Origin of the sequence: Ectopseudomonas oleovorans, from assembly GCF_029845265.1 — a bacterium.
In the GTDB taxonomy this organism is placed as follows: Bacteria; Pseudomonadota; Gammaproteobacteria; order Pseudomonadales; family Pseudomonadaceae; genus Aquipseudomonas; species Aquipseudomonas oleovorans.
Genome location: NZ_JAOCLK010000006.1, coordinates 1 through 25,115 on the forward strand (window position 1 = coordinate 1; position 25,115 = coordinate 25,115).

Here is a 25,115-nt window from a genome sequence, read left to right on the forward strand (position 1 = left end):
ACTAGACCGTAGGTGGCCCCGGATAGCCGCAATGCGCCCAGGCCTCCTGGCGGCTGTACCAGGCCATCATCACCAGTTGCAGCAGCGAGGCGTGGCCCATGCGTAGCAGGCTCAGGCTGCTGTTCTGCCAGCGGGAGAGGAACTGCCGCACGTCGTCGCCACTGGCCTTGTCCCAGCTGCCCCACACCCCGGTCAGCGGGCCGCGGGTGATGGGCAGGGCCAGCACGTCGAACAGCTGCACGGTGAGTTTCAGCATCTCCGGCGACAGGTGCGCCAGGCTGGTGTCGAGGCTCTTCAGCGTGCCGTCGATGGCCTGCGGCATCTGTTCGGCGCTGACGGCGCCATCGAGCATTACCGGGATCAGTGCGCGCAGAAAGGGCATATCGCTGCTGCGCAGGATCAGGTAGCCGCTGGCCGGCGTACTGGCCGAGCAGCCGCTGAGGGTGGCGGTCAGCCCGGCGGTGCCGAGCAGCGCGGTGCCCAGCAGACCGACCTTGAGCAGGTTGCGCCGCGACAGCTGCGGCGTGTTCAGGGTGGTGTCGTTCATTGTTGTTATCACCAGGCGTAAAACGGGCGCTGCCCGCGTTGTTCAGCGTACGAACAGCTTGTAGACCAGCTTCTGGATCGCCTTGCCATAGGGCGGGTAGATCAGCCGCGCGGCGTTGAAGCGCTGCTTGATAAACACGCCCTTGGCCTTGCTGAAGGTCAGGAAGCCTTCATGGCCGTGGTAATGGCCCATGCCGGACGGGCCGATGCCGCCGAACGGCATATCGTCCTGGGCCACGTGCAGCAGGGTGTCGTTCAGGCACACGCCGCCGGAGTGGGTCTCGTGCAGCACGCGCTGCTGCTCGCGCCTGTCGTAGCCGAAGTAGTACAGCGCCAGCGGCCGTGGCCGCGCGTTGACGTAGGCGAAGGCGTCTTCGATACGGTCGTAGGGCACCACGGGCAGCAGCGGACCGAAGATCTCGTCCTGCATCAGCTTCATCTCGTCGCTGACGTCCAGCACCAGGCTCTGCGGCAGGCGCCGGCCCTGGGTCTCGGGGTAGATAGGGACGATACGCGCGCCCTTGGCCTGGGCGTCCTGCAGATAGCCGTTGAGGCGCGCCAACTGGCGCTCGTTGATGATCGCGGTGTAGTCGGGGTTGTCCTTGAGCTGCGGGTAGAAGCGCTGCACGACGTCGCGGTAGGCGGCGACGAAGCCCTCCACCCGATCCCTCGGCACCAGCACATAGTCCGGCGCCACGCAGGTCTGCCCGGCGTTGAGGGTCTTACCGAAGGCGATGCGCTCTGCGGCGTGCTCCAGCGGCACGTCGGCGGAAACGATGGCCGGCGACTTGCCGCCCAGCTCCAGAGTCACCGGGGTCAGGTTCTCGGCGGCGGCGCGCATCACGTGCTTACCGATGCTGGTGGCGCCGGTGAACAGCAGGTGGTCGAACGGCAGCTTGGAGAAGGCCATGCCGACTTCTGCCTCGCCCAAGGCGACGCTGACCAGGTCCTCGGGGAAGACGCGCGCCAGCAGATCCTTGATCAGCTGCGAGGTGGCCGGGGTGGATTCGCTCATCTTGATCATCACCCGGTTGCCGGCCGCCAGCGCGCCGGTCAGCGGGCCGATGGCGAGAAACAGCGGGTAGTTCCACGGCACGATGACGCCGACCACGCCCAGCGGCTGGTAGATGACCTTGGCCGCGGCGGGCATGAACTGCAGGCCGACGCTGCGTCGCGAGGGCTTCATCCACTTCCTGATGCGTTTGCTCGCGTAGTGGATGCCGTGCAGGCTGGGCATCAGCTCGGCGAGCAGGGTCTCGTCGGCCGAGCGGTTGCTGAAGTCCTCGGAGATCGCCGCTACCAGCGCGTCCTGCTGCTGGGTCAGCAGCTCGCTGAGGGATTTCAGCCACTGGATGCGCTGCTCGGCCGACGGCATCGGATTGGCGGCAAAGGCCGCGCGCTGCAGGGCGAAGGTGGCGTCCAGCTGGTTGATCTGCTGTTGGTTCTGCTGCAGGTATGCGATGTCGGCGGCCATGGGTTTCTCCTCGACGTTCCAGCGGGCTGCATGGGCTGAGCTGGATTTTTAGAGCAATTACTCTAATGTGTCAAATAGGATGCCGCGACGCCGCCCCCGGCGCACCCTAACCAAAGGCCTGCCAGGGCCTGGGGCATGCATCGGGGGGTAACACTTCGGCTGTTTCGCCTGTACCTTTGCCTCTTTTGAAGTCGAGATCGAGCTGCGTCATGGCGCTACCCAAGACCCGCGACCGCATCGTTGCCGAGAGCCTGGCCCTGTTCAACGGCCAGGGCGAGCGCAACGTCACCACCAACCACATCGCCGCGCACCTGGGCATTTCGCCGGGCAACCTGTACTACCACTTTCGCAACAAGCAGATGATCATCGCCGAGCTGTTCGCCCAGTATGAAGCGCAGGTCGACAGCTTTCTGCGCCTGCCCGAAGGCCGCGCGCTGACGGTGGAGGACAAGACCTTCTATCTGGAGGCGCTGCTGGCGGCGATGTGGCATTACCGCTTCCTGCACCGCGACCTGGAGCACCTGCTGGAGTCCGGCGCCGAGCTGGCCGCGCGTTACCGCGCTTTCGCCCAGCGCTGCCTGGTAGGCGCACAGTCGATCTACCAGGGCTTCGTCGAGGCCGGCATTCTGTTGATGACGCCGGCGCAGATCGAGGCGCTGACGCTCAACGCCTGGATCATCATGACCTCCTGGGTGCGCTTTCTCTGCACGGCGGGCGCCAGTCCGGACAACCTCAGCCAGGACATGCTGCGCCGCGGCATCTATCAGGTGCTGGCGCTGGAGGGCGGCTATATCGCGCCTTCGGCGCGCGCGGCGGTCGAGGCGCTGTATGATCGCCTGCACGTGCCGTTGGAGCAGGTGCTCTGAGGCGCGCTTTTACAGGCTGTTTAAAAACGTAGGCGACGACTGCATGGATGCAGGAGGTAGAGCGAAGCAGGAGGCCCGAGCCGAGGCAGCCAGTGCAATACCGATGGCGGCCCCGCAAAAACAGGCGAAAAGCGGTCGGAGTCGCGCTCGACTTTACGTGCTGTAAATGAGCATTTTGATCGGACTCGCGCACGAGCCTGTTTTTAACGCAGTAATGGCAACGCAGGTAGTTTTTAACTGTTGCCCAGCGCCATGGGTCTGGCCCGTAAAGGCTGCTGATCGGGTTGCAGGCGCCGTAACTGGCGATATAGCGCGCGGATTTCCAGCAGGTTCCACACCCGCAGCAGGGTCTCGATGGCATCCAGCGGCTTGCTGATGAAGTCGCGCGCGCCCAGCGCCAGCGCGCGCAGCCGGGCCTCGCGCGTGGCATCGGCGGTCAGCACCAGAATCGGCAGGTAATCATCGGCGGGAATGCGCCGCTGCAGCTGTTCGAGCACGGCGAAGCCGTCCAGGCCGGGCATGTGCAGATCGAGAATCAGCAGGTCCGGCTCGAAGCTGCTGAACAGGGCCAGCGCCTGGGCCGGGTCGGTGCAGCTGAGCACGTTGTGCAGGCCCTCGCGGGCCAGCAGCTGTTCCACCAGTTCGAGGTTGGCGGGCTGATCGTCGATCACCAGGATACGAAAATCGTCGGCGGGCGCTGGGTGGTTCATGGTCAGGCTCCGAGAGGCGGGGTGGGCATGGCGGCATCCAGATGCTGGCGCAGGGCAGCGAGAAAGGTCGGCACGTGCAGGGGTTTGCTCAGCACCGCGGTGGCGCCGGCCTGCTGCAGGTCGCGCCGGGTGCCGGCGCTGACGTCGGCGGTGATCAGCAGCACGGGTGTATCGCTGCTGCTGGGGTTCAGACGCAGGCGCTTGAGTACTTCCTGGCCCGAGAGGTCGGGCAGGTCGAGATCCAGCAGGATCACCTCGGGGCGGTGCTGCCAGGCCAGGTCGAGACCGAGCTGCCCCTGCATGGCCGAGATCACCTGCACCTGGGGCCAGCGCGACAGCAGGGTCTCGATCAGCGCCAGGCTGGACAGGTTGTCTTCGATGCACAGCACGCGCAGCGGCCGCTCCGGCGGGGCGATGTCGCTGGCCGCGGGTGGTGGTGCCGCGGCCGGCGCCGGCAGCAGGCCGTCATGCACCTGCGCCCGTGGCAGCGTCAGGTTGAAGGTGCTGCCCTCGCCGGGCGTGCTGTGCACGCCGAGGCTGCCATCCATCTGCTCCAGCAGGCTCTTGCTCAGAGCCAGGCCCAGGCCGGTGCCCTCCACCTCGCTGGCCGCGGCGCCGAGGCGCTCGAAGGGAATGAACAGGCGCTCCAGGTCCTCGGCGGCGATGCCCGGGCCGTTGTCGATCACGCCCAGCGTGACGGTGTCGCTGTCGGCCTGCACCCGCACTTCGACATGGCCGCCAGGGTGGTTGTACTTGATCGCGTTGGACAGCAGATTGAGCAGCACCTGCACCAGGCGCTGGCGGTCGGCCTGCACGCAGAGCTCGGCGGGCAGCTCCTCCGGCAGGCGCAGGCGGATATCGGCGCTGTCGGCCTGGGGCGACAGCAGCAGGCTGACCTCCTGCAGCAGCGGGCGCAGCGCCAACGGCTCGGGGCTCAGCGCCAGCCGCCCGGATTCGATGCGGGCAATGTCCAGCACCTCGTTGATCAGCCCCAGCAGGTGCCGCCCGGCGCGCAGGATATGACGCACCTGGGCCTGCTGCGCCGGTGTGCCGCGGTCCATTTCCAGCAGCTGGGCGAAGCCGAGGATGGAATTGAGCGGCGTGCGCAGCTCGTGGCTCATGCGCGAGAGAAACTCGCTTTTCGCCCGGCTGGCGTTCTCCGCCTCTTCGCGCGCCGTGCGCAGGGCGGCCTCGGCATTGCGCCGGTCGGTGATGTCGCGGGTGATCTTGGAGAAGCCGCGCAAGGTGCCGCTGGCGTCACGCTGCGCGGTGATCACCACGTTGGCCCAGAACAGCGAGCCATCGCGGCGCTGGCGCCAGGCTTCTTCCTCGTAGCGCCCTTCGCGGGTGGCCGCCTGCAGTGCCAGGTAGGGGGCGGTGTCGCGGGCCTGCGGCGGGTAGAACAGGGAGAAGTGGCGGCCGAGGATGTCCGCCTCGCTGTAGCCCTTGATGCGCTCGGCGCCGGTGTTCCAGGAGGTGACGTGGCCGCTGGGGTCGAGGCCGAAGATGCCGTATTCCTTGACCCCGTCGATGATCAGGCGCAGGCGCTCCTCGTTGTCGCGCAGGGCGCGCTCGCGTTCGGCCAGCAGCTGCCCGGCCTCTTCCAGGCTGGCGGCGAGCTGGCCGATCTCGTCGGCCGCCGGGCCTTGGGGTATCAGCGGTTGACCCAGAGCCAGGCGCCGCGCGTTGCGCTCGACCTGCTGCACCCGATGGACGATGCCGGTGGACAGCAGCACCACGGCGAACAGCGCACCGAGCACGCCGAACATGGCGGCCAGACCGGTGGCCAGGAGCATGCGCGAGCGCACGGCACTGGCTTCGGCGTTGCGCTCGTCGAGCAGGGTCTGCTCGCGCTCGAGCATCTGCTGGATCTCCTGGCGCAGCGCATCGAGCACGTGCTTGTTGTCCACCAGGATGCGCGTCATCGCCGCGCGGTCGTCGCTGCTGGCCAGCGCCTTGAGCTGCTCCAGGCCTTCCAGCTTGATCACGATCAGCGGGCGCAGGCGTTCCAGGCTGCCGCGCATCTGCGGGTCGCGAATGTCGTTGTCCAGGCGCCGCAGCGTACTGTCGATGCGCTCCAGGGCACTGCGGTAGGAGGGCAGGAAGTCGCTGCGCTGGACCAGCAGGTAACCGCGCACGCTGGCCGCCGCCTCGGCCAGCAGGCTGTGTACCGCCTGCACGTCGCCCTGCACGCGCAGTGCCCGGCGCACATCGTCTTCGACCCGCGAGGTCTGGCGTTCGGTGATGTACACCAGCACCAGGGAGATCAGCAGCACCGACAGCGGCAGGGCGATGATCACCAGGCTCTTGCTGCGCAGCGGGCGGTCGGTCCAGCGCGTGACCAGGCCCTTCATGCCCTGTGCTCCGTCGGCGCCACCAGGCCCAGGGCGATGCCCTGCACGGCGGCCTGGGTGCGGTCGGCGACCCCCAGCTTGCCGATCACCCGTTCGACGTGCGCCTTGGCCGTGCCGGTGGCGATGCCCAGCTCTTCGCCGATCTCGCGATTGGTGAAACCGCCAGCAATCAGCCCGAGCACCTGGCGCTCGCGCGGCGTCAGCGCGCTGTTGGCCGCGCCGCTCTGGTTGCGTTCGACCACGCGGCGCAGCAATTGCGCGCTGACCATGGCGTTGAGCGCACACTGGCCGGCCGCCACCTGGCGCAGGCCATCGATGACTTCCTGGCGACTGGCGTCCTTGAGCAGATAGCCGACGGCGCCGGCGTTGACCGCCGCTTCCAGGTGGTCGGGGCTGTCGTACATGGTGAACAGCAGCACCTTGATCGACGGCTGCTGTTCGCGCAGCAGGCGCGCGGTAGCCAGGCCGTTCAGCTGCGGCATTCGGATATCGAGGATGGCGATGTCCGGATTCAGGCGCTGGCAGAGCTCCAGCGCCTGGCGGCCGTCCACCGCCTGGCCGACGATGCTGAATTCCGGGCAGTCGGCGAGCATCGCGGCGAAACCGGCGCGGGTCACCTCGTGGTCATCGGCCAGCAGCAGGCGAATGGGTTCGTTCATGCGTTTTCCTCATCCGGCAGGACGCGTGGAATACTGGCCAGCACGCGGGTGCCGTGGCCGGGTTGGCTGTGACAGGCGAACTGACCGCCGAGCAGCCGGCAGCGTTCGCGCATGGCCACCAGGCCCATGCCGTGTGCGGCTGGCGGTTTCTGCGTGGCGGCGAAGCCGGGGCCGCGATCCTCTATCTGCAGGTGGGCGGTCTCGCCATCGAGGTGCAGCTCCAGGCTGACCGCGCCCTCGGCGGTGTGCTTGCAGATGTTGTTGATGGCCTCCTGGCCGATGCGAAACAGGGCGATCTCCACCGCCGGGCGCAGGCGCCGGGGATCGCGGCGTAGCCACTGCACCTGGCGGCCCATGCTGCGCAGGCGGTCGAGTTCGCGGTCCAGTGCTGGCGCCAGACCGAAGTCATCCAGCAGGGTCGGGCGCAGGCCGCTGATGGCCTGGCGCGTCTCGCCCATGCTGCGCTGCGCCAGTTGCAGGATGGGCGCCAGGGCGGCACGCAAGTCGTCATTCAGTTGGCGATGCTGAGCGAACCCCTGCAGGTGCTGATGCAGGCCGGCCAGGGTCTGCGCCAGGCCGTCGTGCAGGTCATAGGCCACGCGGGCGCGCTCGTCCTCCTGGGCGCTCATCTGCCGATGTACCAGTTCCGACATGGTCCGCTCGCGCAGGCTGAGCGCCACCAGCAACTGACTATTGTGCAGGTGGGCGGCGAGCAGGGTGGCGAGCAACTGCAGGGCTTCGAGGTCTTCCGCGTCCGGGCGGCGCATGGCGCTGGCGTTGCCCAGCAGCAGGGCGCCGAATACTTCACCCGAGGCCGCATGCAATGGCAGATGAAGCGCCAGGGCAACCTGCGCCAGCGGCGCTTCCAGCACCTGGGCGGCGCCCGGCCAGGGCAGCGTGGCGAGCTGCTGTTGCAGGGCAGCCGGGCCGAAGCCGGCGCTCAGGCTCGGGCTGCCATCGGCTTGCCTGAGCAGCAGCACGCCGCCATCCATGGCGCAGAAGCTGCAGGCTCGTTGCAGGGCCAGTGCGCCGCTTTCGGTGGCCGGCAAGGCGCTGAGGGCGCGGCCGCTCTCCACCAGCAGGCGCAGGCGCGCGGCGCGGCTTTCCGCCTGGCGGTAATCGGCGCGCAGGGCCAGCACGCTGTCGGGTGGGGTGTGCTGCATCTACGCCTCCACGAAGTGCGCGTCATCGGACGGCGCAGGCTAATGGCTCCAAGCGCGTCTGGCATCTGCCACCTGGCATAGGCCGCCGGCTCCATCCGGCCGATGTGCAGGCGCCGGGCCGGTTGCATGCTGACGGCGTCATTCAATAGCCGGAGATTCGACCATGTTGAAACCCTTGTTCAGCGGCTGTGCCCTGGTGTTCGCCCTGTCCGTGCCACTGGCTCAGGCGGCCGATGCGCCTTATGTCTACACGGAAACGGCAACCGCCCCGAGCAATGCGCAGGAGCAGCAGATCGCCGGCCTGTTCGAGCGCTGGAACGCCGCCTTGCAGACTGGCGACTCGGCCAAGGTCGCTGCCTTGTACGCCGACAACGGCGTGCTGCAGCCCACGGTATCGAATCGAGTGCGCGTAGGCCATGAGGCAATCAAAGACTATTTCGACCATTTCTTACAGGCCAAGCCGGTGGGCACGATCAACATGCGTGAAATTCGCCAGATCGGCCCGGATGCAGCGGTGGATTCGGGGGTTTACACCTTCGCCCTGACCCAGGGTGATGCGGTGCGCCAGGTGCAGGCGCGCTACACCTTCGTTTACCAGAAGGTCGATGGCGAGTGGAAAATCCTCAAGCACCACTCCTCGGCGATGCCGGAGCAGCCTGCCGCCAGTTGATTCAGGTGAGTGTGTCCAGCCAGTGAGGAATGCGCCGCTCCAGGTAGTAACTGGGGCGGCGCGGGCTACCTTCGACGAAGCCGACATGCCCGCCCTGGGCATGCAGCTCGAACTCGGTGCCGGGCGCCAGTTCGCCGGCCTCCGGCAGGCTGTGGCGGAAGATGAAGGGGTCGTCCTCGGCCTGGATGATCAGCGTACGTGTGCGGATTTCACCCAGGTAGTAACGGCTGGAGGCGCGCCGGTAGTAGTCCTCGGCGTCGGCATAGCCGTGCAGCGGCGCGGTGAAGCGTGCATCGAAATCCCAGAAGGTGCGCATGCCCTCCAGCGGACCCAGCTGCTGCAGCGCTGCCAGGCGCTCATGATGGCCTTCGTCAGTGAAGCGCTGCTGCTTGTCGCGCACATAGGCGACCAGCGCGCGCATGAAATGCGCCTGGTAGACCTTGGAGAAACCGCGGTCGATGCGCTCGGCGCAGTGGTCCAGGCGAAACGGCACCGATACCGCCACCGCAGCCTGCAAGCCCGAGGCCTCGCCCGACTCGCCCAGGTACTTGAGCAGCACGTTGCCGCCCAGCGAGTAGCCCACCGCGTACAGCGGCGCCATCGGCCGTTGCGCGCGCAGGTGGGCCACGGCCGATGCCAGATCCTCGCTGGCGCCGGAGTGATAGCCACGCGGCAACAGGTTGGGCTCGCCGGAGCAGCCGCGCCAGTTCAGCGCCACGCTGGCCCAGCCGCGCGCGGCCAGCGCCTGTTGCAGCCCCAGCACGTAGAGCGAGTTGGAACTGCCGGTCAGGCCGTGCAGCACCAGCACCAGCGGCGCATGGGTGTCATGCGGGCCGTACCAGTCGAGGTCGAGAAAATCGCCATCGTCCAGCCACAGCCGCTCGCGCTGCCGTTCCAGTTGCGGCGGCTTACGACAGAAGGGGTTCCACAGCGTCTGCAGATGCGGGCCGGGGAGCCACCAGGCGGGGCGAAAGTCAGTGTTCATCGGGTGGCCGGTCGTTATTTTGGTGTAGGGCGTACTCGGCTTTGGCTTCCTGCGTCGTTTTACCTCCTGCATCCATGCAGTCGTCGCGAAACAGTACGCCGTCGCGGAATCTATCGTGACGCCGGTGCCAGGGCAGGGAGGTGGCAAGCTCTGGCATGATCCAGGCGGACTGTTCGCTGGCGCTCCTGAGTCCGCCCTACGCACTCCTCTGCCAAAGCGCATAATGCACCTGGCCGGTGTGTTTTTCGCGGTGCAGACGCCAGTTGCCGGGCAGACCCAGGCTCGAAGGCGCGGTTTCGCTTTCGGTGTAGATCCAGGCGTCATCGGCCAGCCAACCCTGCGTCTCCAGCAGTGTGCAGGCGTCCTGCAGCAGGCTCTTGTGGAATGGCGGGTCGAGCAGGGCGATATCGAAGCGACGCGGCGCCGGGCGCGCCAGCAGTTGCAGGGCGTCGCCCAGTTGAATCTCGCCGGCGCTGCACTGCAGCGTTGCCAGGTGGCCGCGCAAGGCGCTCACCGAGGCCGGGTTGAGGTCGCAGGCCAGGCCGCTGGCGGCGCCGCGTGACAGCGCTTCGAGCAGCAGCGCGCCGCTACCGGCGAAGGGGTCGAGCACATAAGCGCCCTCGACATAGGGCGCCAGCCAGTTGAACAGCGTCTCACGCACCCGGTCCGGGGTCGGGCGCAGGCCTGGCCCGTCGGGGAAAGCAAAGCGCCGCGAACGCCACTGCCCGCCGATGATGCGCAACTGACCCTGGCCGCCGTGAGCCTTGGCGGCCGGTTTTGGCTGTGTGCGACCACGCATCAGTGTGGCACCGCGCTGGGCAGTTCGGCCGGGCGCTCGGTGGGCGGCGGCAGCTCTTTTTGCGGCACCGTCGGGCCGGCGGTGACCACCACCAGCGCCTCGGGGTCGAGGTGTTTGGCCATTGCCGCTTTCACTTGATCGGTCGTGAGGTTCTGCACGTCACGCATGAAGTCGTCCAGATAGCTCAGTGGCAGGTCGTAGAAACCCATCGAGGCCAGTTGGCCGACGATGGCAGCGTTGCTCGCGGTGGACAGCGGGAAGCTGCCGGCCAGCTCACGCTTGGCGTTGTCCAGTTCCTGCTGGGTAGGGCCGTCACGCAGGTAGTCGGCGAGCAGTTGCTTGACCAGCGCCAGGGTGCCTTCGCTCAAGTCCGCTCGGGTCTGCAGGTTGATCATGAACGGGCCACGCGCCTGCATGGCGCTGAATCCGGAGTAGACGCCGTAGGTCAGGCCACGCTTCTCGCGCACTTCGCTCATCAGGCGAGTGCCGAAACCGCCGCCGCCGAAGATCTGGTTGCCCAGGTACAGCGCGGCATAGTCCGGGTCGCGACGATCAATGCCGAGCTGGGCGATCATCAGGTGGGTCTGGTTGGACGGGTACTCGATATGGCTGGCGCCCGGCTTGGGCGTCTGCGGCTGGGCGATCTTGGCCAGCGCCGGGCCTGGCGGCAGGGCGGCGGATACCTGGTCGGCGATGGCCTCGGCCTCGGCGCGCGACAGATCGCCAACCAGCGCGATCACCGCATTGCCGGCGGCATAGGCACGGGCATGGAAAGCCTGCAGCTGCTGGCGGGTGATGGCCGGGATCGACTGTGCCGTGCCTTCGCTCGGGTGAGCGTAGGGGTGCTGACCGTACAGGCGCTCGAACAATTCGAGGCTGGCCAGTTTGCCCGGGTTCTGCTTCTGGAGCTCGAAGCCGGCCAGCAACTGGTTCTTGATCCGTGCCAGCGAGTCGGCGGGGAAGGTGGGCTTGCCCAGCACCTCAGCGAACAGGGCTAGTGCCGGTTCGCGCTGCTCCTGCGCGCTCAGGCTGCGCAGGCTGGCCACCGCCATGTCGCGGTAGGCGCCGTTGCCGAACTCGGCACCGAGCCCCTCGAAGCCGGCGGCGATGGCGCCGACGTCCTTGCCCGGTACGCCTTCGTTGAGCATGGCGTTGGTCAGGGTGGCCAGGCCTGGCACGCCGCCGTCCTGACTGCTGCCGGCGGCGAAGGTCAGGCGCAGGTCGAACATCGGTAGCTCATGTGCTTCGACGAACAGCACCTTGGCGCCTTGCGCGGTCTGCCAGGTCTGGATATCCAGGGTGCGGCGGGTTGGCGCCTTGCCGTCGAGTGCGGCCAGCGACTGCAGCTTGGCGGCATCGCCAGTCACGGTGCTGTCGGACAGGTTGGCGCAGGCGCCCAGTGCCAGGGCGCTGGACAGGATCAGGCCGAGCAGGCCCAGGCGGCGGTGCTCAGTCTTCATGGGCGGGACTCCTTATTGCGGGACTCTTCGGGCAGTACGTTGGCGACGCTCAGGCGCTCGCGGACGAAGAAGGTGCGTGCGGCCTGCTGGATGTCGGCCGGGGTGACGGCCTCCAGCTCGGCCAGCTCCTGGTCGATCAGTTGCCAGGACAGGCCGACGGTTTCCAGTTGGCCGATGCTGGTGGCCTGGCTGGTGATCGAATCGCGCTCGAACACCAGGCCGGCGATCACCTGGGCGCGTACGCGGGCCAGTTCGGCGGCGGACGGCGGGGCTTTCTTCAGTTCTTCCAGTTCGCGCCACAGGCCGGCCTCGGCCTGCTCCAGGGTCTTGCCCTTCTGTACGTTGGGCGTGGCCGAGACGATGAACAGGCTGTCGCCACGGGTGAAGGCGTTGTACCAGGCGCTGGCGCCGGAAACGAGTTCTTCGCCGCGTTCCAGGCGGGTGGACAGGCGTGCGCTGTAGCCGCCGTCGAGCAGGGCGGCGGCCAGGCGCAGGGCATAGGCCTGGCGCGGCGTTTCGGCGGTGGCCAGACCCGGTACGTTGAAGCCCATGAGCAGGCTCGGCAACTGCGTCTTGAGGTACAGCGTGGTGCGGCGTTCGCCCGGCGCGGCCAGCTCCAGCGGCAGTTTGGCGGTCGGCACGTCACCGCGCGGAATGTCGCCGAAGTAGCGCTGCACCTGGGTCTTGACCTCATCCACGCTGACGTCACCGACCACCACCAGGGTGGCGTTGTTCGGTGCGTACCACTTCTGGTGCCAGGCACGCAGGTCATCGATATGCATGCGCTCGAGGTCGGCCATCCAGCCGATGGTGGGGATGCTGTAACCGCTGGCCGGGTAAGCCATGGCCTTGAAGCGCTCGTAGGCCAGCGAAGACGGGCGGTCGTCGGTGCGCAGGCGGCGTTCTTCCTTGATGACTTCGATTTCCTTGGCGAACTCGTCGGCTGGCAGCTTCAGGCTGGCCAGGCGGTCGGCTTCCAGCTCCAGCGCCACGCCCAGACGGTCGCTGGCCAGCACCTGGTAATAGGCGGTGTAGTCGTCGCTGGTAAAGGCGTTTTCCTCGGCGCCCAGCTCCCGCAGGATGCGCGAGGCTTCGCCGGGGCCGAGCTTGCCGCTGCCCTTGAACATCATGTGTTCCAGTGCGTGAGAGAGGCCGGTGGAACCGGGCGTCTCGTAGCTGGAGCCGACCTTGTACCAAAGCTGGCTGACCACCACGGGGGCGCGGTGATCCTCGCGAACGATGACCTTGAGGCCGTTGTCCAGTGTGAATTCGTGGGTGGGCTGCGGCGCAGCAGCGAACGCTGCCAGCGGCAGGCAACAAAACACTCCCAGAATCAGGCCGAGGGTGCGGCGTGCAGTGACAATCATCGGGTGTCGTCCTGTTTGGATGGCCGAGGCGGTCTAACCGCCGTTGACAAGAGGGTGTCAGGATACTCCATCCATACTACGAAGCACCGCCCTTGGGATATCGGAACAAGCGATTAGGTTCTGCGTCGCAGCGAATTGGATTCAGTCGATAATCGGCGCGCTGATGGTGCTCACGCTTGCCGACAGTTCCAGTAGCAAGCCATTGACCTGTTCGGCGCTCATGCCGAAAGGGTCCAGGCGGTCGCTGCAGGAGTATTTCAGAAAAAGTTCTCGGTTGACCTGCTTGGCGCCGGCCCAGCCCATGCTCCAGCTGGCGTAGCGGCGAACGTGGATCTCTTCGTAGTCGAGAATCGTCAGGTCCTTGTGGCGGTTATCCTCTGCCAAACGGTTGTACAACACGTTGATGGCCGTTCGTGGTCCTTCCAGTGCTTGAACAAAGGTGTCGGCGTTACAGCACAGGATGCCAGTGAGGCCGCGTATCGGGTTGTTGCGTTGCGAGCTTTCGAGAATATCGCGGATCAGTTGTGAAGACATGCCATGGCTGGCGCGGCTGGCATAGGTAAGGCGGACAAGCATGCTGGCGACCCCGCAAAGGATGAGCTGAGGAAGATGTTCGACAATGGCGTATCAGACTGTACAGCTTTTGCATAGGTTTTTGGGCGCGCTACTGTCGGGTCTCGCGCTGGCGATGGTGATTACCGCAGGCGCCTGATCAGCGGCAGGAAACTGGCAGGCTGCAACGCTGCGCGGTAGCGCTCTAAAGTGGTAAAGTCTCGGGCTGTTTCGTACAGCGCAAGCCCTTTGCAGTGCCCGTGCGGGCGGTTGCTCCGGGCCGTGCCTGGCAAGCGAATTTTTCCGGATGCGCCTGCGGCACCCACTGCCTGCAATGGCTGCTCGCCCCTTTGAGAAGACCCATGTTTGGTTCCAAAGACGACAAGAACTCACCGGCCGTGACCGACCCCCAAGCCCAGCCCGTGAGCGAAGAAAAGAAATCCCTGTTCAGCTGGTGGCGCAAGAAACCGGCAGAGACGACTGCCGAGCCTGCTCAGCCTGCGCCCGTTGAGCAACCTGCTGCTCAGGCGCCTGTCGAGCCGCCCGTGCCCGAAGCCGTAGCAACGGTCGCGGTGGAAGTGGCTGAAGTCGCGCCCGCTCCGTCAGCGTCGCCTGAGCCGCACGTCGTTGCACCGCCGGTTGTTGCAGCTGCTGTGCAGCCGCAGCCGGTCGTGCCCGAACCTGTCGTCGAGGCAGCACCCGTGGCGGCAGTACCGGCTCCCGTCGCTGCAGCGGCCACGCAGGAAAAGCCAAGCTTCTTCGCCCGCCTCAAGCAAGGCCTGTCCAAAACCAGCGCCAGCCTCGGTGAAGGCATGGCCAGCCTGTTCCTCGGCAAGAAGGCCATCGACGATGACCTGCTCGACGATCTGGAAACCCGCCTGCTCACCGCCGACGTTGGCGTCGAGGCGACCACCGCGATCATCGGCAACCTGACCAAGCGCGTGGCGCGCAAGGAACTGGCCGACAGCGGCGCCCTGTACAAGGCGCTGCAGGAGGAGCTGGTGACCCTGCTCAAGCCGGTCGAGCAGCCGCTGGTCATCGACAGCGGCAAACAGCCCTATGTGATTCTCGTGGTGGGCGTGAACGGCGTGGGCAAGACCACCACCATCGGCAAGCTGGCCAAGAAACTCCAGCTCGAAGGCAAGAAGGTCATGCTCGCTGCCGGCGATACCTTCCGCGCCGCGGCGGTGGAGCAACTGCAGGTCTGGGGTGAGCGCAACAACATCGCGGTCATCGCCCAGCACACCGGTGCCGACTCGGCCTCGGTGATCTTCGATGCGGTGCAGGCCGCCAAGTCGCGTGGCATCGACGTGCTTATCGCCGACACCGCCGGGCGCCTGCACACCAAAGACAACCTGATGGAAGAGTTGAAGAAGGTCCGTCGGGTGATCGGCAAGCTGGACGACACCGCGCCGCATGAGGTGCTGCTGGTACTCGATGCCGGCACCGGGCAGAACGCCATCAACCAGGCCAAGCAGTTCAACCAGACCGTGAACCTCACCGGTCTGGCACTGACCAAACTCGATGGCACCGCCAAGGGCGGCGTTATCTTCGCCCTGGCCAAGCAGTTCGGTCTGCCGATTCGCTATATCGGCGTGGGTGAAGGCATCGATGACCTGCGTCCGTTCCAGGCGCAGGCTTTCGTCCAGGCACTCTTCGAGGAGCGTGAGCGCGGATGATCCGATTCGAGCAGGTCGCCAAGCGTTACCCCAATGGCCATGTCGGGCTGCACGAGCTGACTTTCCGCGTTCGCCCGGGCGAATTTCTCTTCGTCACCGGTCACTCCGGCGCCGGCAAGAGCACGCTGCTGCGTTTGCTGCTGGCGATGGAACGGCCCACCAGCGGCAAGTTGCTGCTGGCCGGGCAGGACCTGTCGACCATCACCAATGCGCAGATTCCCTTCCTGCGCCGACAGATCGGCGTGGTGTTCCAGAACCACCAGTTGCTGTTCGACCGCACTGTGTACGACAACGTCGCGCTGCCGCTGCAGATTCTCGGCCTGTCCAAGCCGGAGATCGCCAAGCGCGTCGGCGCGGCGCTGGAGCGCGTCAGCCTCAGTGACAAGGCGGCGCAATCGCCTGGCGATCTGTCCACCGGTCAGCAGCAGCGTGTCGGCATCGCCCGCGCCATCGTCCACCGTCCGGCCCTGCTGCTGGCAGACGAGCCCACCGGTAACCTCGATCCGCGTCTGGCTGCCGAGATCATGGGCGTGTTCGAAGACATCAACCAGTTGGGCACCACCGTGTTGATCGCCAGTCACGACCTGGCGCTGATCGCACGCATGCGCCAGCGCATGCTCACCCTGCAACGCGGTCGCCTGATCGGTGACGGGGAGGCTGCCTGATGAGCGCATCGAAAATGCCCACGCCGCAACCGGCCGAACGTGTCGGCGCGGCGCCGCGCAACAAGGTGGTCGACGGCCCGGCGGACGAGCCGGATTTTCGCACGCTGTTCCATGCCTGGCTGGAAAGCCACCGCGCCAGCCTGATCGACAGCCTGCGCCGCCTGGCGCGTCAGCCCATCGGCAGTTTCTTCACCTGCCTGGTGATGGCCGTGGCGTTGAGCCTGCCCATGGGTCTGTCGCTGCTGTTGGACAACGTCGAGAAGCTCGGCGGCTCCTGGCAGCGTGCGGCGCAGATTTCCCTGTTCCTCGACATGTCGGCCGGCGAGCGCGATGGTCAGGCACTGCGCGGGCAGATCGCGGCGATGGATGACGTTGCCGAGGCCGAATGGATCAGCCGCGAACAGGCACTGGAAGAGTTCCAGCAGCTGTCCGGTCTGGGTCAGGCGCTCAAGGAGTTGCCGGATAATCCGCTGCCCGGCGTGGTGCTGGTAACGCCCAAGGAAGTCGACAAGGCCAAGCTTGAGGCCCTGCGCCAGCGCCTGGCGGAGCTGCCCAAGGTAGAGCAGGCGCAGCTCGATCTGGTCTGGGTCGAGCGCCTGACTGCCATCCTCAAACTGGGTGATCGTTTCGTCTTCGGCCTCAGCCTGCTGCTGATCCTGGCGCTGCTGCTGGTGATCGGTAACACCATCCGCCTGCATATCGAAAACCGCCGTGCCGAGATCGAAGTGATCAAGCTGGTGGGCGGCACCGATGGCTATGTACGCCGTCCCTTCCTTTATATGGGCGCGTTGTACGGTTTTGGCGCAGGCATCTTCGCCTGGTTGCTGCTGGCCTTCGGGCTGGATTGGCTGAACGATGCTGTAGTACGTTTGGCCGGTCTTTACGGTAGCGATTTCGCGCTGGGTGGCGTACCTTCTTCTGATGGTTTTTCGCTGCTGTTTGGCGCCGTGCTGTTGGGCTATATTGGCGCCTGGCTGGCGGTGGCGCGTCATCTGAACGAACTTGCACCCCGTTAGGGCGTTGTTCGGTAAGGCTGAGCGCAGGCTGACAAGTCATTGTTTTGGTTGATATTGACTATCTCTCAGGGAACTTATCCACAGGTTTTGCATCAGATGGCTCAGTGCTACACTGCACGAGTTTCGTGAATCGGAGGATTCGAATGTCCACTTCCTTGCAATCTGTCCATGCTCTGGTTCCAGGCGCCAACCTGGAAGCGTACGTGCATGCGGTCAACAGCATTCCGCTGCTGACGCCTGAGCAGGAGCGTGAACTGGCCGAAAATCTCTTTTACCAGCAGGATCTCGATGCCGCCCGCCAGATGGTGTTGGCCCACCTGCGTTTCGTGGTGCATATCGCGCGCAGCTACTCCGGCTATGGTCTGGCCCAGGCCGACCTGATCCAGGAAGGCAATGTCGGCCTGATGAAGGCGGTCAAGCGCTTCAATCCGGAAATGGGCGTGCGTCTGGTGTCCTTCGCCGTGCACTGGATCCGTGCCGAGATCCACGAGTTCATCCTGAAGAACTGGCGCATCGTCAAAGTGGCCACCACCAAGGCCCAGCGCAAACTGTTCTTCAACCTGCGCAGCCAGAAGAAGCGTCTGGCCTGGCTGAACAACGATGAAGTGACCGCCGTGGCCGCAAGCCTGGGCGTCGAGCCGCACGAAGTGCGCGAGATGGAAAGTCGCCTGACCGGCCAGGACATGGCCTTCGACCCGGCTGCCGATGCCGACGATGACAGCGCCTTCCAGTCACCCGCGCATTATCTGGAAGACCATCGTTACGACCCGGCTCGTCAGCTCGAGGATGCCGATTGGAGCGACAGTTCCAGCAGCAACCTGCACGAAGCGCTGGAAAGCCTGGACGAGCGCAGCCGCGACATCCTCTACCAGCGCTGGCTGGCCGAGGAGAAGGCGACGCTGCACGACCTAGCCGCCAAGTACAATGTGTCGGCCGAGCGTATTCGTCAGCTTGAAAAGAACGCGATGAACAAGCTCAAAGGCTATATCGCCGCCTGAGTCTGCCGTTACCCCGAAAAGCCGCACCCTGGTGCGGCTTTTTTCTGTCTGGAGCAATTGCCTTGAACAAAGCCCCACTGAAAGTACAGCACTGGCTGATATTCGCGCTCGTCGCCGCGCTGTTCTTCGCCTGGGGTGCCTGGCTGATGCGCAGTACCGAGGTTGAGCCGGTGGCCAATCTGCAGCAGTGGCGTGATGTGCTGTTGCAGCCGCTGGCCGAAGATGAGTTGATGCTGCGTGAGGTGCAGGCGGTGGCGCCAGGCGAGCTGTGGCTGGAGCCGCGCCTCGACGGCGCACGGCTTGTCTATCGTGCGCCACTCGAAGGGGAGGAGGGTGAGTGGTCGCTCGAAGCCGAGCTGAAGTTGAGCGCGGAGCAGCGCGACAGTCTGATGACGGCGCAAGGCCTCAAGGCCGGTGATAGCGAGCAGGCCCTTGGTCAATCACTGGTCGATCAGATGGCTGGTTTTTCCATCGCCAGCCTCAATCTGAGTGCCCCGCAAGCGCTGGCCAGCGACCGCCTGGCTGCCAGTCTCGCGCAGCCACGCTTGACGTTGGAGCTGGCCGAAGGCCAGGCCTGGGTCTATCCACAATGGGGGCTGACCGTGCATCTGCAGGGCGACGAGGTCGAGCTGTTGCACGCCGTCCCGCGCAAGGCTTTTCGCGCTACCCGCTAGCTTACAGCCAGCGCGGCCACCAATCGGGGCGCTGCGGCTTGAGTTGATTGAGGTAGTGGCTGCCCCCCAACTGATTCATTTGCTGGCGAATCCAGGCTGCGCGGCGATTGACGTAGGCGTCCGGTCGGCCTGCGCTCCAACGCAGCGGGTTAGGTAGCACCGCTGCCAGCTGGCTGGCCTGCTGGCGATTGAGATAAGGCGCGCCGACACCGAAATGGTGTTGTGCCGCGGCTTCGGCGCCAAAGATGCCATCGCCCCACTCGACGCTATTGAGGTACACCTCAAGGATGCGTTCTTTCGACCAGAACAGTTCGATCAGTGCGGTGAACCAGGCTTCCAGCCCTTTGCGCAGCCAACTGCGTCCGGACCAGAGAAACAGGTTCTTCGCCACCTGCTGGCTGAGGGTGCTGGCGCCTCTTAGTGAGCCGCCGCTCTGGTTATGCGCCAGCGCCGCCTGAATCGCGCCGACATCGAACCCCCAGTGTTCGGCGAATTTCTGGTCTTCAGCGGCGATCACCGCCATCTTCAGGTGATCCGGGAGTTCTTTCCAGGGGCGCCACTGGCGCTTCAGCTCGATGGGCTGTTCGCTGCCCCAGGATTCGATCTTGCGCTCGATCATCAAGGCCGTGCCGGGCGGCGGTACCCAGCGCAGTACGAGCACCAGCAGCGCACTGGCCAACATCAGCCAGAGCAGCAGTTTCAGCAGGCGGCGGGTCAGGGCTCGGAGCATGGGGTCTCGCATTGATCGGATGTGGCGCTATTAAAACAAAAAATCGCTGGGGAAATTCCCGAGCGGCCGCACGATTGCGCGCAGGTGTGACAATAACAACCATTTCGACCCCAGGCTCAATGGTTAAACTGCATGCACGTCGATCTCACCTGGAGGTTCCATGGCTCGTTTCTGGCTGCTGTTATCCGCTTTCGCCGGCTTTACCGGGGTGGCCCTGGGCGCCTTTGCGGCCCATGGCCTTAAGCACAGGCTAAGCGCCGAATACCTGGCGGTGTTCCAGACTGGCACACACTATCAGCTGATCCACGCGCTGGCCCTGTTCGGCGTCGGCCTGCTGGCGATGCATGCACCCGGACGGCTGGTGAATCTGGCTGGCGGCGCCTTCGCGCTGGGTATCCTGCTGTTTTCCGGCAGCCTCTATCTGCTGACCCTCAGCGGTGTCGGCAAGCTCGGCATGATCACGCCTTTCGGTGGCGTCGCCTTCCTCGTTGGCTGGCTGTGCCTGGGCCTGAGCGCCTGGAAGCTGACCTGACCCTGGCGTCAGAAATGAGGACGAATGGCGCCTTTTAGCCTTGGTCGTGGCCAGTTAACGGGCTAGAATGCCGGCCCTCTTTCCAGTTGTGACCGAGTCGTCATGCGTATCCAGTTGAATGGTGAACCCTTCGAACTGCCGGATAACCAGAGCGTCGCCGACCTGTTGGTTCGCCTCGACCTGACCGGGCGCCGTGTGGCGGTCGAACTCAATCAGGACATCGTTCCACGCAGCCAGCACAACAGCACCCAGCTCGCCGAGGGCGATCAGGTGGAAGTGGTGCACGCCATCGGCGGCGGTTGACCTCACGAGGAGTATTCCATGAGCCAAGTTCGCAGCGACAAGCCCTTCACCCTGGCCGGTCGTACGTTCCAGTCGCGCCTACTGGTCGGTACCGGCAAGTACAAGGATATGGACGAGACCCGTGACGCCATCGCCGCCTCCGGCGCCGAGATCGTCACCGTGGCGGTGCGCCGCACCAATATCGGCCAAAACCCCGGTGAGCCGAACCTGCTCGACGTGATCAGCCCGGACCAGTACACCATCCTGCCCAATACCGCCGGCTGCTACGACGCTGTCGAGGCCGTGCGCACCTGCCGCCTGGCGCGTGAGCTGCTCGATGGCCACAACCTGGTCAAGCTGGAAGTGCTGGCCGACCAGAAAACCCTGTTCCCCAACGTCATCGAGACCATCAAGGCCGCCGAAGTGCTGGTCAAGGATGGCTTCGACGTCATGGTCTACACCAGCGACGATCCGATCATCGCGCGTCAGCTGGCCGAGATCGGCTGCATCGCGGTGATGCCGCTGGCCGGCCTGATCGGCTCGGGCCTGGGGATCTGCAACCCGTACAACCTGCGCATCATCCTCGAGGAATCGAAGGTGCCGGTGCTGGTCGATGCCGGCGTGGGCACTGCCTCCGACGCCACCATCGCCATGGAGCTGGGCTGCGAGGCGGTGCTGATGAACAGCGCCATCGCCGAAGCGCAGAATCCGGTGCTGATGGCGCGCGCCATGCAGTATGCCGTCGAGGCTGGCCGCCTGGCCTACCTGGCCGGTCGCATGCCGAAGAAACTCTATGCCAGTGCGTCGTCGCCGCTGACTGGCCTGATCAACTAAGGATGACGATTGGCTGCGTGCCGGTCCGCCGGCGCGCCAGTCGTAACGCAATCTACAAGAGTCCAGCATGACCGATACCCAACAGCCCGAACTGACCGAAGACGGTCGCCAGCGCCGTACCATCAAGAGCTTCGTGATGCGTGCCGGGCGCATGACCGAGGGCCAGCAGCGCGGCATCGACAAGGGCTGGCCGTTGTTCGGCCTGGAGCTGGAAGATGGTCTACGCGACTTCGACCAAGTGTTCGGTCGCAGTGCGCCGCGCACCTTCGAGATCGGCTTCGGTATGGGCCACTCCACCCTGGAGATGGCTGCTGCTGCGCCTGAACAGGATTTCATCGGTGTCGAGGTACACAAGCCTGGCGTGGGTGCGCTGCTCAACGGTGCGATGACGCAGGGCCTCAGCAACCTGCGGGTCTACAGCTGCGATGCGCTGGAGGTGCTGCGTGACTGCGTGGCCGACGCCAGCCTCGATCGCGTGCTGCTGTTCTTCCCCGACCCCTGGCACAAGTCGCGCCACCACAAGCGCCGCATCGTCCAGCCGGCTTTTGCCGAGCTGGTGCGCAGCAAGTTGAAGATCGGTGGTGTGCTGCACATGGCTACCGATTGGGAGAACTACGCCGAGCACATGCTCGAAGTGATGAATGCAGCGCCGGGCTATCGCAACCTGGCGGCCGATGGCACCTACGTGCCGCGTCCCGAGGAGCGTCCGGTGACCAAGTTCGAACGTCGGGGCGAGCGTCTCGGCCATGGCGTGTGGGATCTGAAGTTTCAGCGTCAGGAGTGATTGCCGAGCGATCCTGTCCGTAGGGATCGCCCGTATATAGAACCGGCAGGATGCACGATTAGATCGGGATAATCCGACAGCCAGGACGGCGCCTCACCTCAGAACCTGCTCACGATCTGCTGCGCGTCGGCGCTACTGCGTTAAAAACAAGCTCGGAAAGCCGCTTGCGGCTAACGCGCCTCTGGTGCGGTCCCGAAGGGGCGAGCGAAGCGAGTCATGCTCATTTACCACTCGTAAACTCGAGCGCGACTCCGACCGTTCCTCGCTTGTTTTTGCGGGGCCGCCATCGGTGTTGTATCGCTCTAGCTCGCGAGATCGTGAGCAGGCTCTCAGAACACAACAAAGACAAGCGCACCTACAAGGTGCGCGGACAATAGCGGCACCGCTTGCATGGCGCCGCGAGGAGAGCATTGTGTTGAGATCGGTTTCCCTTCTTCTGCTGACTGCCCTGGCGTTTCAGGCCCAGGCCAAGGTCGATGCCAGCCAGGCCGCGCGCCTGGGTCAGGAACTGACGCCACTTGGCGGCGAGCGTGCCGGTAATGCCAGTGGCACCATCCCTGCCTGGACGGGCGGCCTGGCCACGCCGCCGGCCAATTACCAGCCGGGCATGCATCATCCTGATCCCTATGCTGACGACAAACTGCTGTACCGGGTCGACAGCCAGAATCTGGCGCAGTATGAACAACTGTTGCCGATCGGCCTCAAGACCCTGCTGCAGGAAAACCCCAGCTTCTACCTGCGGGTATTCCCGACCCGCCGCAGCGCTGCTGCGCCGCAGCGTATCTATGACGCCACGCGTTTCAATGCACAGAATGCCGAGCTGATTTCCGGTGGCAATGGTGTGCAGGGCGCAGCTGCCGGCGTGCCGTTCCCCCTGCCGCAGACCGGCCAGGAGGCCATCTGGAACCACATCATGCGCTACCGTGGCGACCAGATCAGCATGGTCACCAACCAGGCAGCGGTGCTCGCCAACGGCGGCTACAACTTGCTCAAGCTCGAGCGCGACATCTATTTCCTCTACGGTCGCGAAGGTGTGGCCCCGCAGGATCTGGACAACACTCTGTTCTACTACAAGTACAAGGTGGTGGCGCCGGCCAAGCTGGCCGGTTCGGCGCTGGTGGTGCAGGAGACCCTCGACCAGGTGCTGGCGATTCGCAAGGCCTGGCGCTTCAATCGTGGTGAGCGCCGTGTGCGCCGTCTGCCGATGCTTGCCTACGACACCCTGCAGCCCGATACCAACGGCATGGCCACGGCCGACCAGGTGGACGCCTACAACGGCGCACCGGATCGCTACGCATGGCAACTGCTGGGCAAGCGCGAGATGCTGGTGCCGTACAACAGTTATGCCGTGCACCAGCAGGGCATCCCCTACGCCGATATTCTTCAGGCCCGGCACATCAACCCCGCGCTGCTGCGCTATGAATTGCACCGCGTTTGGGTGGTGGAGGCGGATCTGCGCACGGGCTTCAGCCATCCATATGCCAAGCGCCGCTTTTACCTGGACGAAGACAGCTGGCAGATTCTTGCCGTCGACCTGTACGACCGCAGCGGCAATCTGATTGGCCTGCAGGAAGCGCATCCGATCAGCTATTACGACGTGCCCATGTTCGGTTCCACGCTTGAAACCGTCTATGACTTCAAGGGCGGGCGCTACTTCGCCGATGGTCTGGACAACAACGAGAAGATGTACGACTTCAATGCCCGGCTGAGCCCGCGCGACTTCACCCCGCAGGCCCTGCGCCGCGAAGGCAACTGAGCCACGGGCTGCACTGGCGGCCTGTGCTGTGCTGCTCCGCTGTTTGATCCGTGGCAATACCGCCGCCGCCCGTTGGGCTAGAGTCAGATATCTCGGACTCTAATGAGGGCAAGGCCATGAGCCTGATGAAAGCGGCTGTGTTTATCGAACCCGGGCGTATCGAACTGGTGGACAAACCGATTCCGCCAGTCGGGGCCAACGATGCGCTGGTGCGTATCACCACTACCACCATCTGCGGCACCGATGTACACATTCTCAAGGGGGAGTACCCGGTGGCCAGTGGGCTGACCGTGGGTCACGAGCCGGTGGGGGTGATCGAGAAGCTGGGCGCCAATGTGCAGGGCTACCAGGAAGGCCAGCGGGTCATCGCCGGCGCCATCTGTCCCAGCTTCACCTCCTACGCCTGCCAGGATGGTTATCCGGCCCAGGATGGTGGCTGCCAGTGCCACGGTTACAAACCCATGGGCGGCTGGCGCTTCGGCAACAGCATCGACGGCACCCAGGCCGAATATGTGCTGGTTCCCGACGCCCAGGCCAATCTGGCGCCGGTACCGGATGGCCTGAGCGACGAGCAGGTGCTGATGTGCCCGGACATCATGTCCACCGGTTTTGCCGGTGCCGAGGCGGCCAATATCAAGATCGGCGATGTGGTGGCGGTGTTCGCCCAGGGGCCGATTGGCCTGTGCGCCACCGCCGGAGCCAAGTTGCGCGGGGCAAGCACGATCATCGCCATCGATGGTGTCGACGAGCGCCTGCGTATCGCCCGCCAGCTCGGCGCCGACGTCACCCTGAATTTCCGCGAAGTGGACGTGGTGGACGAGATCTTCAAGCTCACCGGCGGCCGTGGCGTGGATGCCTCGATCGAGGCGCTGGGCCTGCAGAGCACCTTCGAACAGGCGTTGCGGGTGCTCAAGCCGGGCGGCACGCTGTCCAGTCTGGGGGTTTACTCCAGCGACCTGACCATTCCCCTGGGTGCCTTCCACGCCGGGCTGGGCGACCACCGTATCGTTACCTCGCTGTGCCCGGGGGGCAAGGAACGCATGCGCCGTTTGCTCAATGTGGTGGCCTCCGAGCGCGTCGACCTCGGCGCGTTGGTCACTCACCAGTATCGCTTGGAGAGCATCGTCGAGGCCTACGACCTGTTCGCCAATCAGCGTGACGGCGTACTCAAGGTGGCGATCAAGCCATTCTGAAGCCTTCGTCCTGCGCGTCGCTGATGACGCGCAGGACGATCTAGTTGCGGTCGGCGAGGATGCCGATTACCACGAAGATCAGGATCAGTACTGGCGCCAGGGTGAAGTTGTTGAACTGCGCCAGCCCCTTGGCCAGCCAGGGCGTGAGGAAGACGATCGCCAGGCCATAGCCGACCGCGCAGAACACCACGAACAGCAGGGTGCGCAGGACGAAATTGAGGTTACCGATGGTGCGTTGAACCCAGGCGTTGATGGCTGGGCCGAACAGCACCAGCAACGTGGCCATGATGGCCAGGGAAATATCGCTGAGGTGGCTGCGGCTCCAGCGCGAGAGGGTGACGATCAGGTCCAGTAGCAGATCCATGCA

Annotated in this window: 26 protein-coding genes; 13 read left to right on the forward strand and 13 right to left on the reverse strand. The window is 65.1% G+C overall.

The window, feature by feature from the left end; all coding sequences use genetic code 11:
- Window position 1 precedes the first annotated feature (1 nt).
- Entirely contained in the window at window positions 2-547 is a 546-nt protein-coding gene (locus tag N5J71_RS04515) for a twin-arginine translocation pathway signal protein (RefSeq protein WP_279916400.1), read from the reverse strand.
- 42 nt (window positions 548-589) lie between these two features.
- Window positions 590-2,020 carry a coniferyl aldehyde dehydrogenase gene (locus N5J71_RS04520; RefSeq protein WP_279916401.1) on the reverse strand — a complete coding sequence of 477 codons (1,431 nt, stop codon included), beginning with the start codon at window positions 2,018-2,020 and terminating at the stop codon, window positions 590-592.
- Between the two features lie 209 nt (window positions 2,021-2,229).
- Between N5J71_RS04520 and N5J71_RS04525 the strand changes: the two genes are divergently transcribed.
- A complete protein-coding gene (locus N5J71_RS04525) occupies window positions 2,230-2,886 on the forward strand; it encodes a TetR/AcrR family transcriptional regulator (RefSeq protein WP_279916402.1) in 657 nt (218 codons plus the stop codon).
- 233 nt (window positions 2,887-3,119) lie between these two features.
- Here N5J71_RS04525 and N5J71_RS04530 read toward each other — a convergent pair whose 3' ends face one another.
- The 4 genes from N5J71_RS04530 to N5J71_RS04545 are packed head-to-tail and all read right to left on the reverse strand — an operon-like array spanning window position 3,120 to window position 7,772.
- Window positions 3,120-3,596, reverse strand: a complete 477-nt coding sequence (locus tag N5J71_RS04530) for a response regulator (RefSeq protein ID WP_279916403.1) — start codon at window positions 3,594-3,596, stop codon at window positions 3,120-3,122.
- Between the two features lie 2 nt (window positions 3,597-3,598).
- The gene (locus tag N5J71_RS04535; protein ID WP_279916404.1) at window positions 3,599-5,950 is read right to left on the reverse strand and encodes an ATP-binding protein; all 2,352 of its coding nucleotides are present in this window, start codon (window positions 5,948-5,950) and stop codon (window positions 3,599-3,601) included.
- Window positions 5,947-6,609, reverse strand: a complete 663-nt coding sequence (locus N5J71_RS04540) for a response regulator (protein WP_279916405.1) — start codon at window positions 6,607-6,609, stop codon at window positions 5,947-5,949. The genes N5J71_RS04535 and N5J71_RS04540 overlap by 4 nt, the downstream gene beginning before the upstream one ends.
- The gene (locus N5J71_RS04545) at window positions 6,606-7,772 is read right to left on the reverse strand and encodes a sensor histidine kinase (RefSeq protein ID WP_279916406.1); all 1,167 of its coding nucleotides are present in this window, start codon (window positions 7,770-7,772) and stop codon (window positions 6,606-6,608) included. Before N5J71_RS04545 ends, N5J71_RS04540 begins: the two co-directional genes overlap by 4 nt.
- 163 nt (window positions 7,773-7,935) lie before the next feature.
- Between N5J71_RS04545 and N5J71_RS04550 the strand changes: the two genes are divergently transcribed.
- The gene (locus N5J71_RS04550; protein WP_279916407.1) at window positions 7,936-8,442 is read left to right on the forward strand and encodes an SgcJ/EcaC family oxidoreductase; all 507 of its coding nucleotides are present in this window, start codon (window positions 7,936-7,938) and stop codon (window positions 8,440-8,442) included.
- Between the two features lies 1 nt (window position 8,443).
- Here N5J71_RS04550 and N5J71_RS04555 read toward each other — a convergent pair whose 3' ends face one another.
- From N5J71_RS04555 to N5J71_RS04575, 5 genes are all read right to left on the reverse strand, one after another.
- Window positions 8,444-9,427 (reverse strand): hydrolase, encoded by a 984-nt coding sequence (locus N5J71_RS04555; RefSeq protein WP_279916408.1) that lies wholly within the window; start codon window positions 9,425-9,427, stop codon window positions 8,444-8,446.
- 196 nt (window positions 9,428-9,623) lie between these two features.
- Window positions 9,624-10,226, reverse strand: coding sequence for a 16S rRNA (guanine(966)-N(2))-methyltransferase RsmD (gene rsmD / locus N5J71_RS04560; protein WP_279916409.1), 603 nt, complete (start codon window positions 10,224-10,226; stop codon window positions 9,624-9,626).
- Window positions 10,226-11,686, reverse strand: a complete 1,461-nt coding sequence (locus N5J71_RS04565; RefSeq protein ID WP_279916410.1) for a M16 family metallopeptidase — start codon at window positions 11,684-11,686, stop codon at window positions 10,226-10,228. Before N5J71_RS04565 ends, rsmD begins: the two co-directional genes overlap by 1 nt.
- Window positions 11,683-13,053, reverse strand: a complete 1,371-nt coding sequence (locus N5J71_RS04570; RefSeq protein WP_279916411.1) for a M16 family metallopeptidase — start codon at window positions 13,051-13,053, stop codon at window positions 11,683-11,685. Before N5J71_RS04570 ends, N5J71_RS04565 begins: the two co-directional genes overlap by 4 nt.
- A gap of 141 nt (window positions 13,054-13,194) precedes the next feature.
- The gene (locus N5J71_RS04575; RefSeq protein ID WP_104729841.1) at window positions 13,195-13,629 is read right to left on the reverse strand and encodes a BLUF domain-containing protein; all 435 of its coding nucleotides are present in this window, start codon (window positions 13,627-13,629) and stop codon (window positions 13,195-13,197) included.
- A gap of 338 nt (window positions 13,630-13,967) precedes the next feature.
- Between N5J71_RS04575 and ftsY the strand changes: the two genes are divergently transcribed.
- The 5 genes from ftsY (at window position 13,968) to N5J71_RS04600 (ending at window position 18,637) form a co-directional block, all read left to right on the forward strand.
- Complete coding sequence (gene ftsY / locus N5J71_RS04580) at window positions 13,968-15,284, forward strand: signal recognition particle-docking protein FtsY (RefSeq protein ID WP_279916412.1); 1,317 nt, start codon at window positions 13,968-13,970, stop codon at window positions 15,282-15,284.
- Window positions 15,281-15,949 carry a cell division ATP-binding protein FtsE gene (gene ftsE, locus N5J71_RS04585; RefSeq protein WP_003463983.1) on the forward strand — a complete coding sequence of 223 codons (669 nt, stop codon included), beginning with the start codon at window positions 15,281-15,283 and terminating at the stop codon, window positions 15,947-15,949. The genes ftsY and ftsE overlap by 4 nt, the downstream gene beginning before the upstream one ends.
- Window positions 15,949-16,965, forward strand: a complete 1,017-nt coding sequence (gene ftsX, locus N5J71_RS04590; protein ID WP_116620182.1) for a permease-like cell division protein FtsX — start codon at window positions 15,949-15,951, stop codon at window positions 16,963-16,965. The genes ftsE and ftsX overlap by 1 nt, the downstream gene beginning before the upstream one ends.
- 143 nt (window positions 16,966-17,108) lie before the next feature.
- The gene (gene rpoH / locus N5J71_RS04595; RefSeq protein WP_279916413.1) at window positions 17,109-17,963 is read left to right on the forward strand and encodes an RNA polymerase sigma factor RpoH; all 855 of its coding nucleotides are present in this window, start codon (window positions 17,109-17,111) and stop codon (window positions 17,961-17,963) included.
- A gap of 62 nt (window positions 17,964-18,025) precedes the next feature.
- On the forward strand, window positions 18,026-18,637 hold the full coding sequence (locus N5J71_RS04600; protein WP_128578750.1) for a hypothetical protein: 612 nt from the start codon (window positions 18,026-18,028) through the stop codon (window positions 18,635-18,637).
- A 1-nt stretch (window position 18,638) separates the two neighbouring features.
- Here N5J71_RS04600 and mtgA read toward each other — a convergent pair whose 3' ends face one another.
- Window positions 18,639-19,367 (reverse strand): monofunctional biosynthetic peptidoglycan transglycosylase, encoded by a 729-nt coding sequence (gene mtgA / locus N5J71_RS04605; protein ID WP_279916414.1) that lies wholly within the window; start codon window positions 19,365-19,367, stop codon window positions 18,639-18,641.
- Window positions 19,368-19,527: 160 nt separating this feature from the next.
- Between mtgA and N5J71_RS04610 the strand changes: the two genes are divergently transcribed.
- From N5J71_RS04610 to N5J71_RS04635, 6 genes are all read left to right on the forward strand, one after another.
- The gene (locus N5J71_RS04610) at window positions 19,528-19,899 is read left to right on the forward strand and encodes a DUF423 domain-containing protein (protein ID WP_003463966.1); all 372 of its coding nucleotides are present in this window, start codon (window positions 19,528-19,530) and stop codon (window positions 19,897-19,899) included.
- A 102-nt stretch (window positions 19,900-20,001) separates the two neighbouring features.
- Window positions 20,002-20,202, forward strand: coding sequence for a sulfur carrier protein ThiS (thiS, locus tag N5J71_RS04615; protein WP_045735689.1), 201 nt, complete (start codon window positions 20,002-20,004; stop codon window positions 20,200-20,202).
- An 18-nt stretch (window positions 20,203-20,220) separates the two neighbouring features.
- On the forward strand, window positions 20,221-21,015 hold the full coding sequence (locus tag N5J71_RS04620; protein ID WP_003463962.1) for a thiazole synthase: 795 nt from the start codon (window positions 20,221-20,223) through the stop codon (window positions 21,013-21,015).
- Between the two features lie 67 nt (window positions 21,016-21,082).
- The gene (gene trmB / locus N5J71_RS04625) at window positions 21,083-21,799 is read left to right on the forward strand and encodes a tRNA (guanosine(46)-N7)-methyltransferase TrmB (RefSeq protein ID WP_003463960.1); all 717 of its coding nucleotides are present in this window, start codon (window positions 21,083-21,085) and stop codon (window positions 21,797-21,799) included.
- A 412-nt stretch (window positions 21,800-22,211) separates the two neighbouring features.
- Entirely contained in the window at window positions 22,212-23,555 is a 1,344-nt protein-coding gene (locus tag N5J71_RS04630) for a DUF1329 domain-containing protein (RefSeq protein WP_279916415.1), read from the forward strand.
- A gap of 116 nt (window positions 23,556-23,671) precedes the next feature.
- The gene (locus N5J71_RS04635) at window positions 23,672-24,748 is read left to right on the forward strand and encodes an NAD(P)-dependent alcohol dehydrogenase (RefSeq protein ID WP_279916416.1); all 1,077 of its coding nucleotides are present in this window, start codon (window positions 23,672-23,674) and stop codon (window positions 24,746-24,748) included.
- A gap of 40 nt (window positions 24,749-24,788) precedes the next feature.
- On the opposite strand, the gene N5J71_RS04640 is transcribed toward N5J71_RS04635, so the two are convergent.
- Window positions 24,789-25,112 carry a DUF3392 domain-containing protein gene (locus N5J71_RS04640; RefSeq protein ID WP_279916417.1) on the reverse strand — a complete coding sequence of 108 codons (324 nt, stop codon included), beginning with the start codon at window positions 25,110-25,112 and terminating at the stop codon, window positions 24,789-24,791.
- Window positions 25,113-25,115: the final 3 nt, after the last annotated feature.

What these genes read in the sequence shown, in the direction of transcription:
- N5J71_RS04515 (WP_279916400.1), bottom strand. Translation starts at nt 547, where the DNA reads ATGAACGACACCACCCTGAACACGCCGCAGCTGTCGCGGCGCAACCTG.
- N5J71_RS04520 (WP_279916401.1), bottom strand. Translation starts at nt 2,020, where the DNA reads ATGGCCGCCGACATCGCATACCTGCAGCAGAACCAACAGCAGATCAAC.
- N5J71_RS04525 (WP_279916402.1), top strand. Translation starts at nt 2,230, where the DNA reads ATGGCGCTACCCAAGACCCGCGACCGCATCGTTGCCGAGAGCCTGGCC.
- N5J71_RS04530 (WP_279916403.1), bottom strand. Translation starts at nt 3,596, where the DNA reads ATGAACCACCCAGCGCCCGCCGACGATTTTCGTATCCTGGTGATCGAC.
- N5J71_RS04535 (WP_279916404.1), bottom strand. Translation starts at nt 5,950, where the DNA reads ATGAAGGGCCTGGTCACGCGCTGGACCGACCGCCCGCTGCGCAGCAAG.
- N5J71_RS04540 (WP_279916405.1), bottom strand. Translation starts at nt 6,609, where the DNA reads ATGAACGAACCCATTCGCCTGCTGCTGGCCGATGACCACGAGGTGACC.
- N5J71_RS04545 (WP_279916406.1), bottom strand. Translation starts at nt 7,772, where the DNA reads ATGCAGCACACCCCACCCGACAGCGTGCTGGCCCTGCGCGCCGATTAC.
- N5J71_RS04550 (WP_279916407.1), top strand. Translation starts at nt 7,936, where the DNA reads ATGTTGAAACCCTTGTTCAGCGGCTGTGCCCTGGTGTTCGCCCTGTCC.
- N5J71_RS04555 (WP_279916408.1), bottom strand. Translation starts at nt 9,427, where the DNA reads ATGAACACTGACTTTCGCCCCGCCTGGTGGCTCCCCGGCCCGCATCTG.
- rsmD (WP_279916409.1), bottom strand. Translation starts at nt 10,226, where the DNA reads ATGCGTGGTCGCACACAGCCAAAACCGGCCGCCAAGGCTCACGGCGGC.
- N5J71_RS04565 (WP_279916410.1), bottom strand. Translation starts at nt 11,686, where the DNA reads ATGAAGACTGAGCACCGCCGCCTGGGCCTGCTCGGCCTGATCCTGTCC.
- N5J71_RS04570 (WP_279916411.1), bottom strand. Translation starts at nt 13,053, where the DNA reads ATGATTGTCACTGCACGCCGCACCCTCGGCCTGATTCTGGGAGTGTTT.
- N5J71_RS04575 (WP_104729841.1), bottom strand. Translation starts at nt 13,629, where the DNA reads ATGCTTGTCCGCCTTACCTATGCCAGCCGCGCCAGCCATGGCATGTCT.
- ftsY (WP_279916412.1), top strand. Translation starts at nt 13,968, where the DNA reads ATGTTTGGTTCCAAAGACGACAAGAACTCACCGGCCGTGACCGACCCC.
- ftsE (WP_003463983.1), top strand. Translation starts at nt 15,281, where the DNA reads ATGATCCGATTCGAGCAGGTCGCCAAGCGTTACCCCAATGGCCATGTC.
- ftsX (WP_116620182.1), top strand. Translation starts at nt 15,949, where the DNA reads ATGAGCGCATCGAAAATGCCCACGCCGCAACCGGCCGAACGTGTCGGC.
- rpoH (WP_279916413.1), top strand. Translation starts at nt 17,109, where the DNA reads ATGTCCACTTCCTTGCAATCTGTCCATGCTCTGGTTCCAGGCGCCAAC.
- mtgA (WP_279916414.1), bottom strand. Translation starts at nt 19,367, where the DNA reads ATGCTCCGAGCCCTGACCCGCCGCCTGCTGAAACTGCTGCTCTGGCTG.
- N5J71_RS04610 (WP_003463966.1), top strand. Translation starts at nt 19,528, where the DNA reads ATGGCTCGTTTCTGGCTGCTGTTATCCGCTTTCGCCGGCTTTACCGGG.
- thiS (WP_045735689.1), top strand. Translation starts at nt 20,002, where the DNA reads ATGCGTATCCAGTTGAATGGTGAACCCTTCGAACTGCCGGATAACCAG.
- N5J71_RS04620 (WP_003463962.1), top strand. Translation starts at nt 20,221, where the DNA reads ATGAGCCAAGTTCGCAGCGACAAGCCCTTCACCCTGGCCGGTCGTACG.
- trmB (WP_003463960.1), top strand. Translation starts at nt 21,083, where the DNA reads ATGACCGATACCCAACAGCCCGAACTGACCGAAGACGGTCGCCAGCGC.
- N5J71_RS04635 (WP_279916416.1), top strand. Translation starts at nt 23,672, where the DNA reads ATGAGCCTGATGAAAGCGGCTGTGTTTATCGAACCCGGGCGTATCGAA.
- N5J71_RS04640 (WP_279916417.1), bottom strand. Translation starts at nt 25,112, where the DNA reads ATGGATCTGCTACTGGACCTGATCGTCACCCTCTCGCGCTGGAGCCGC.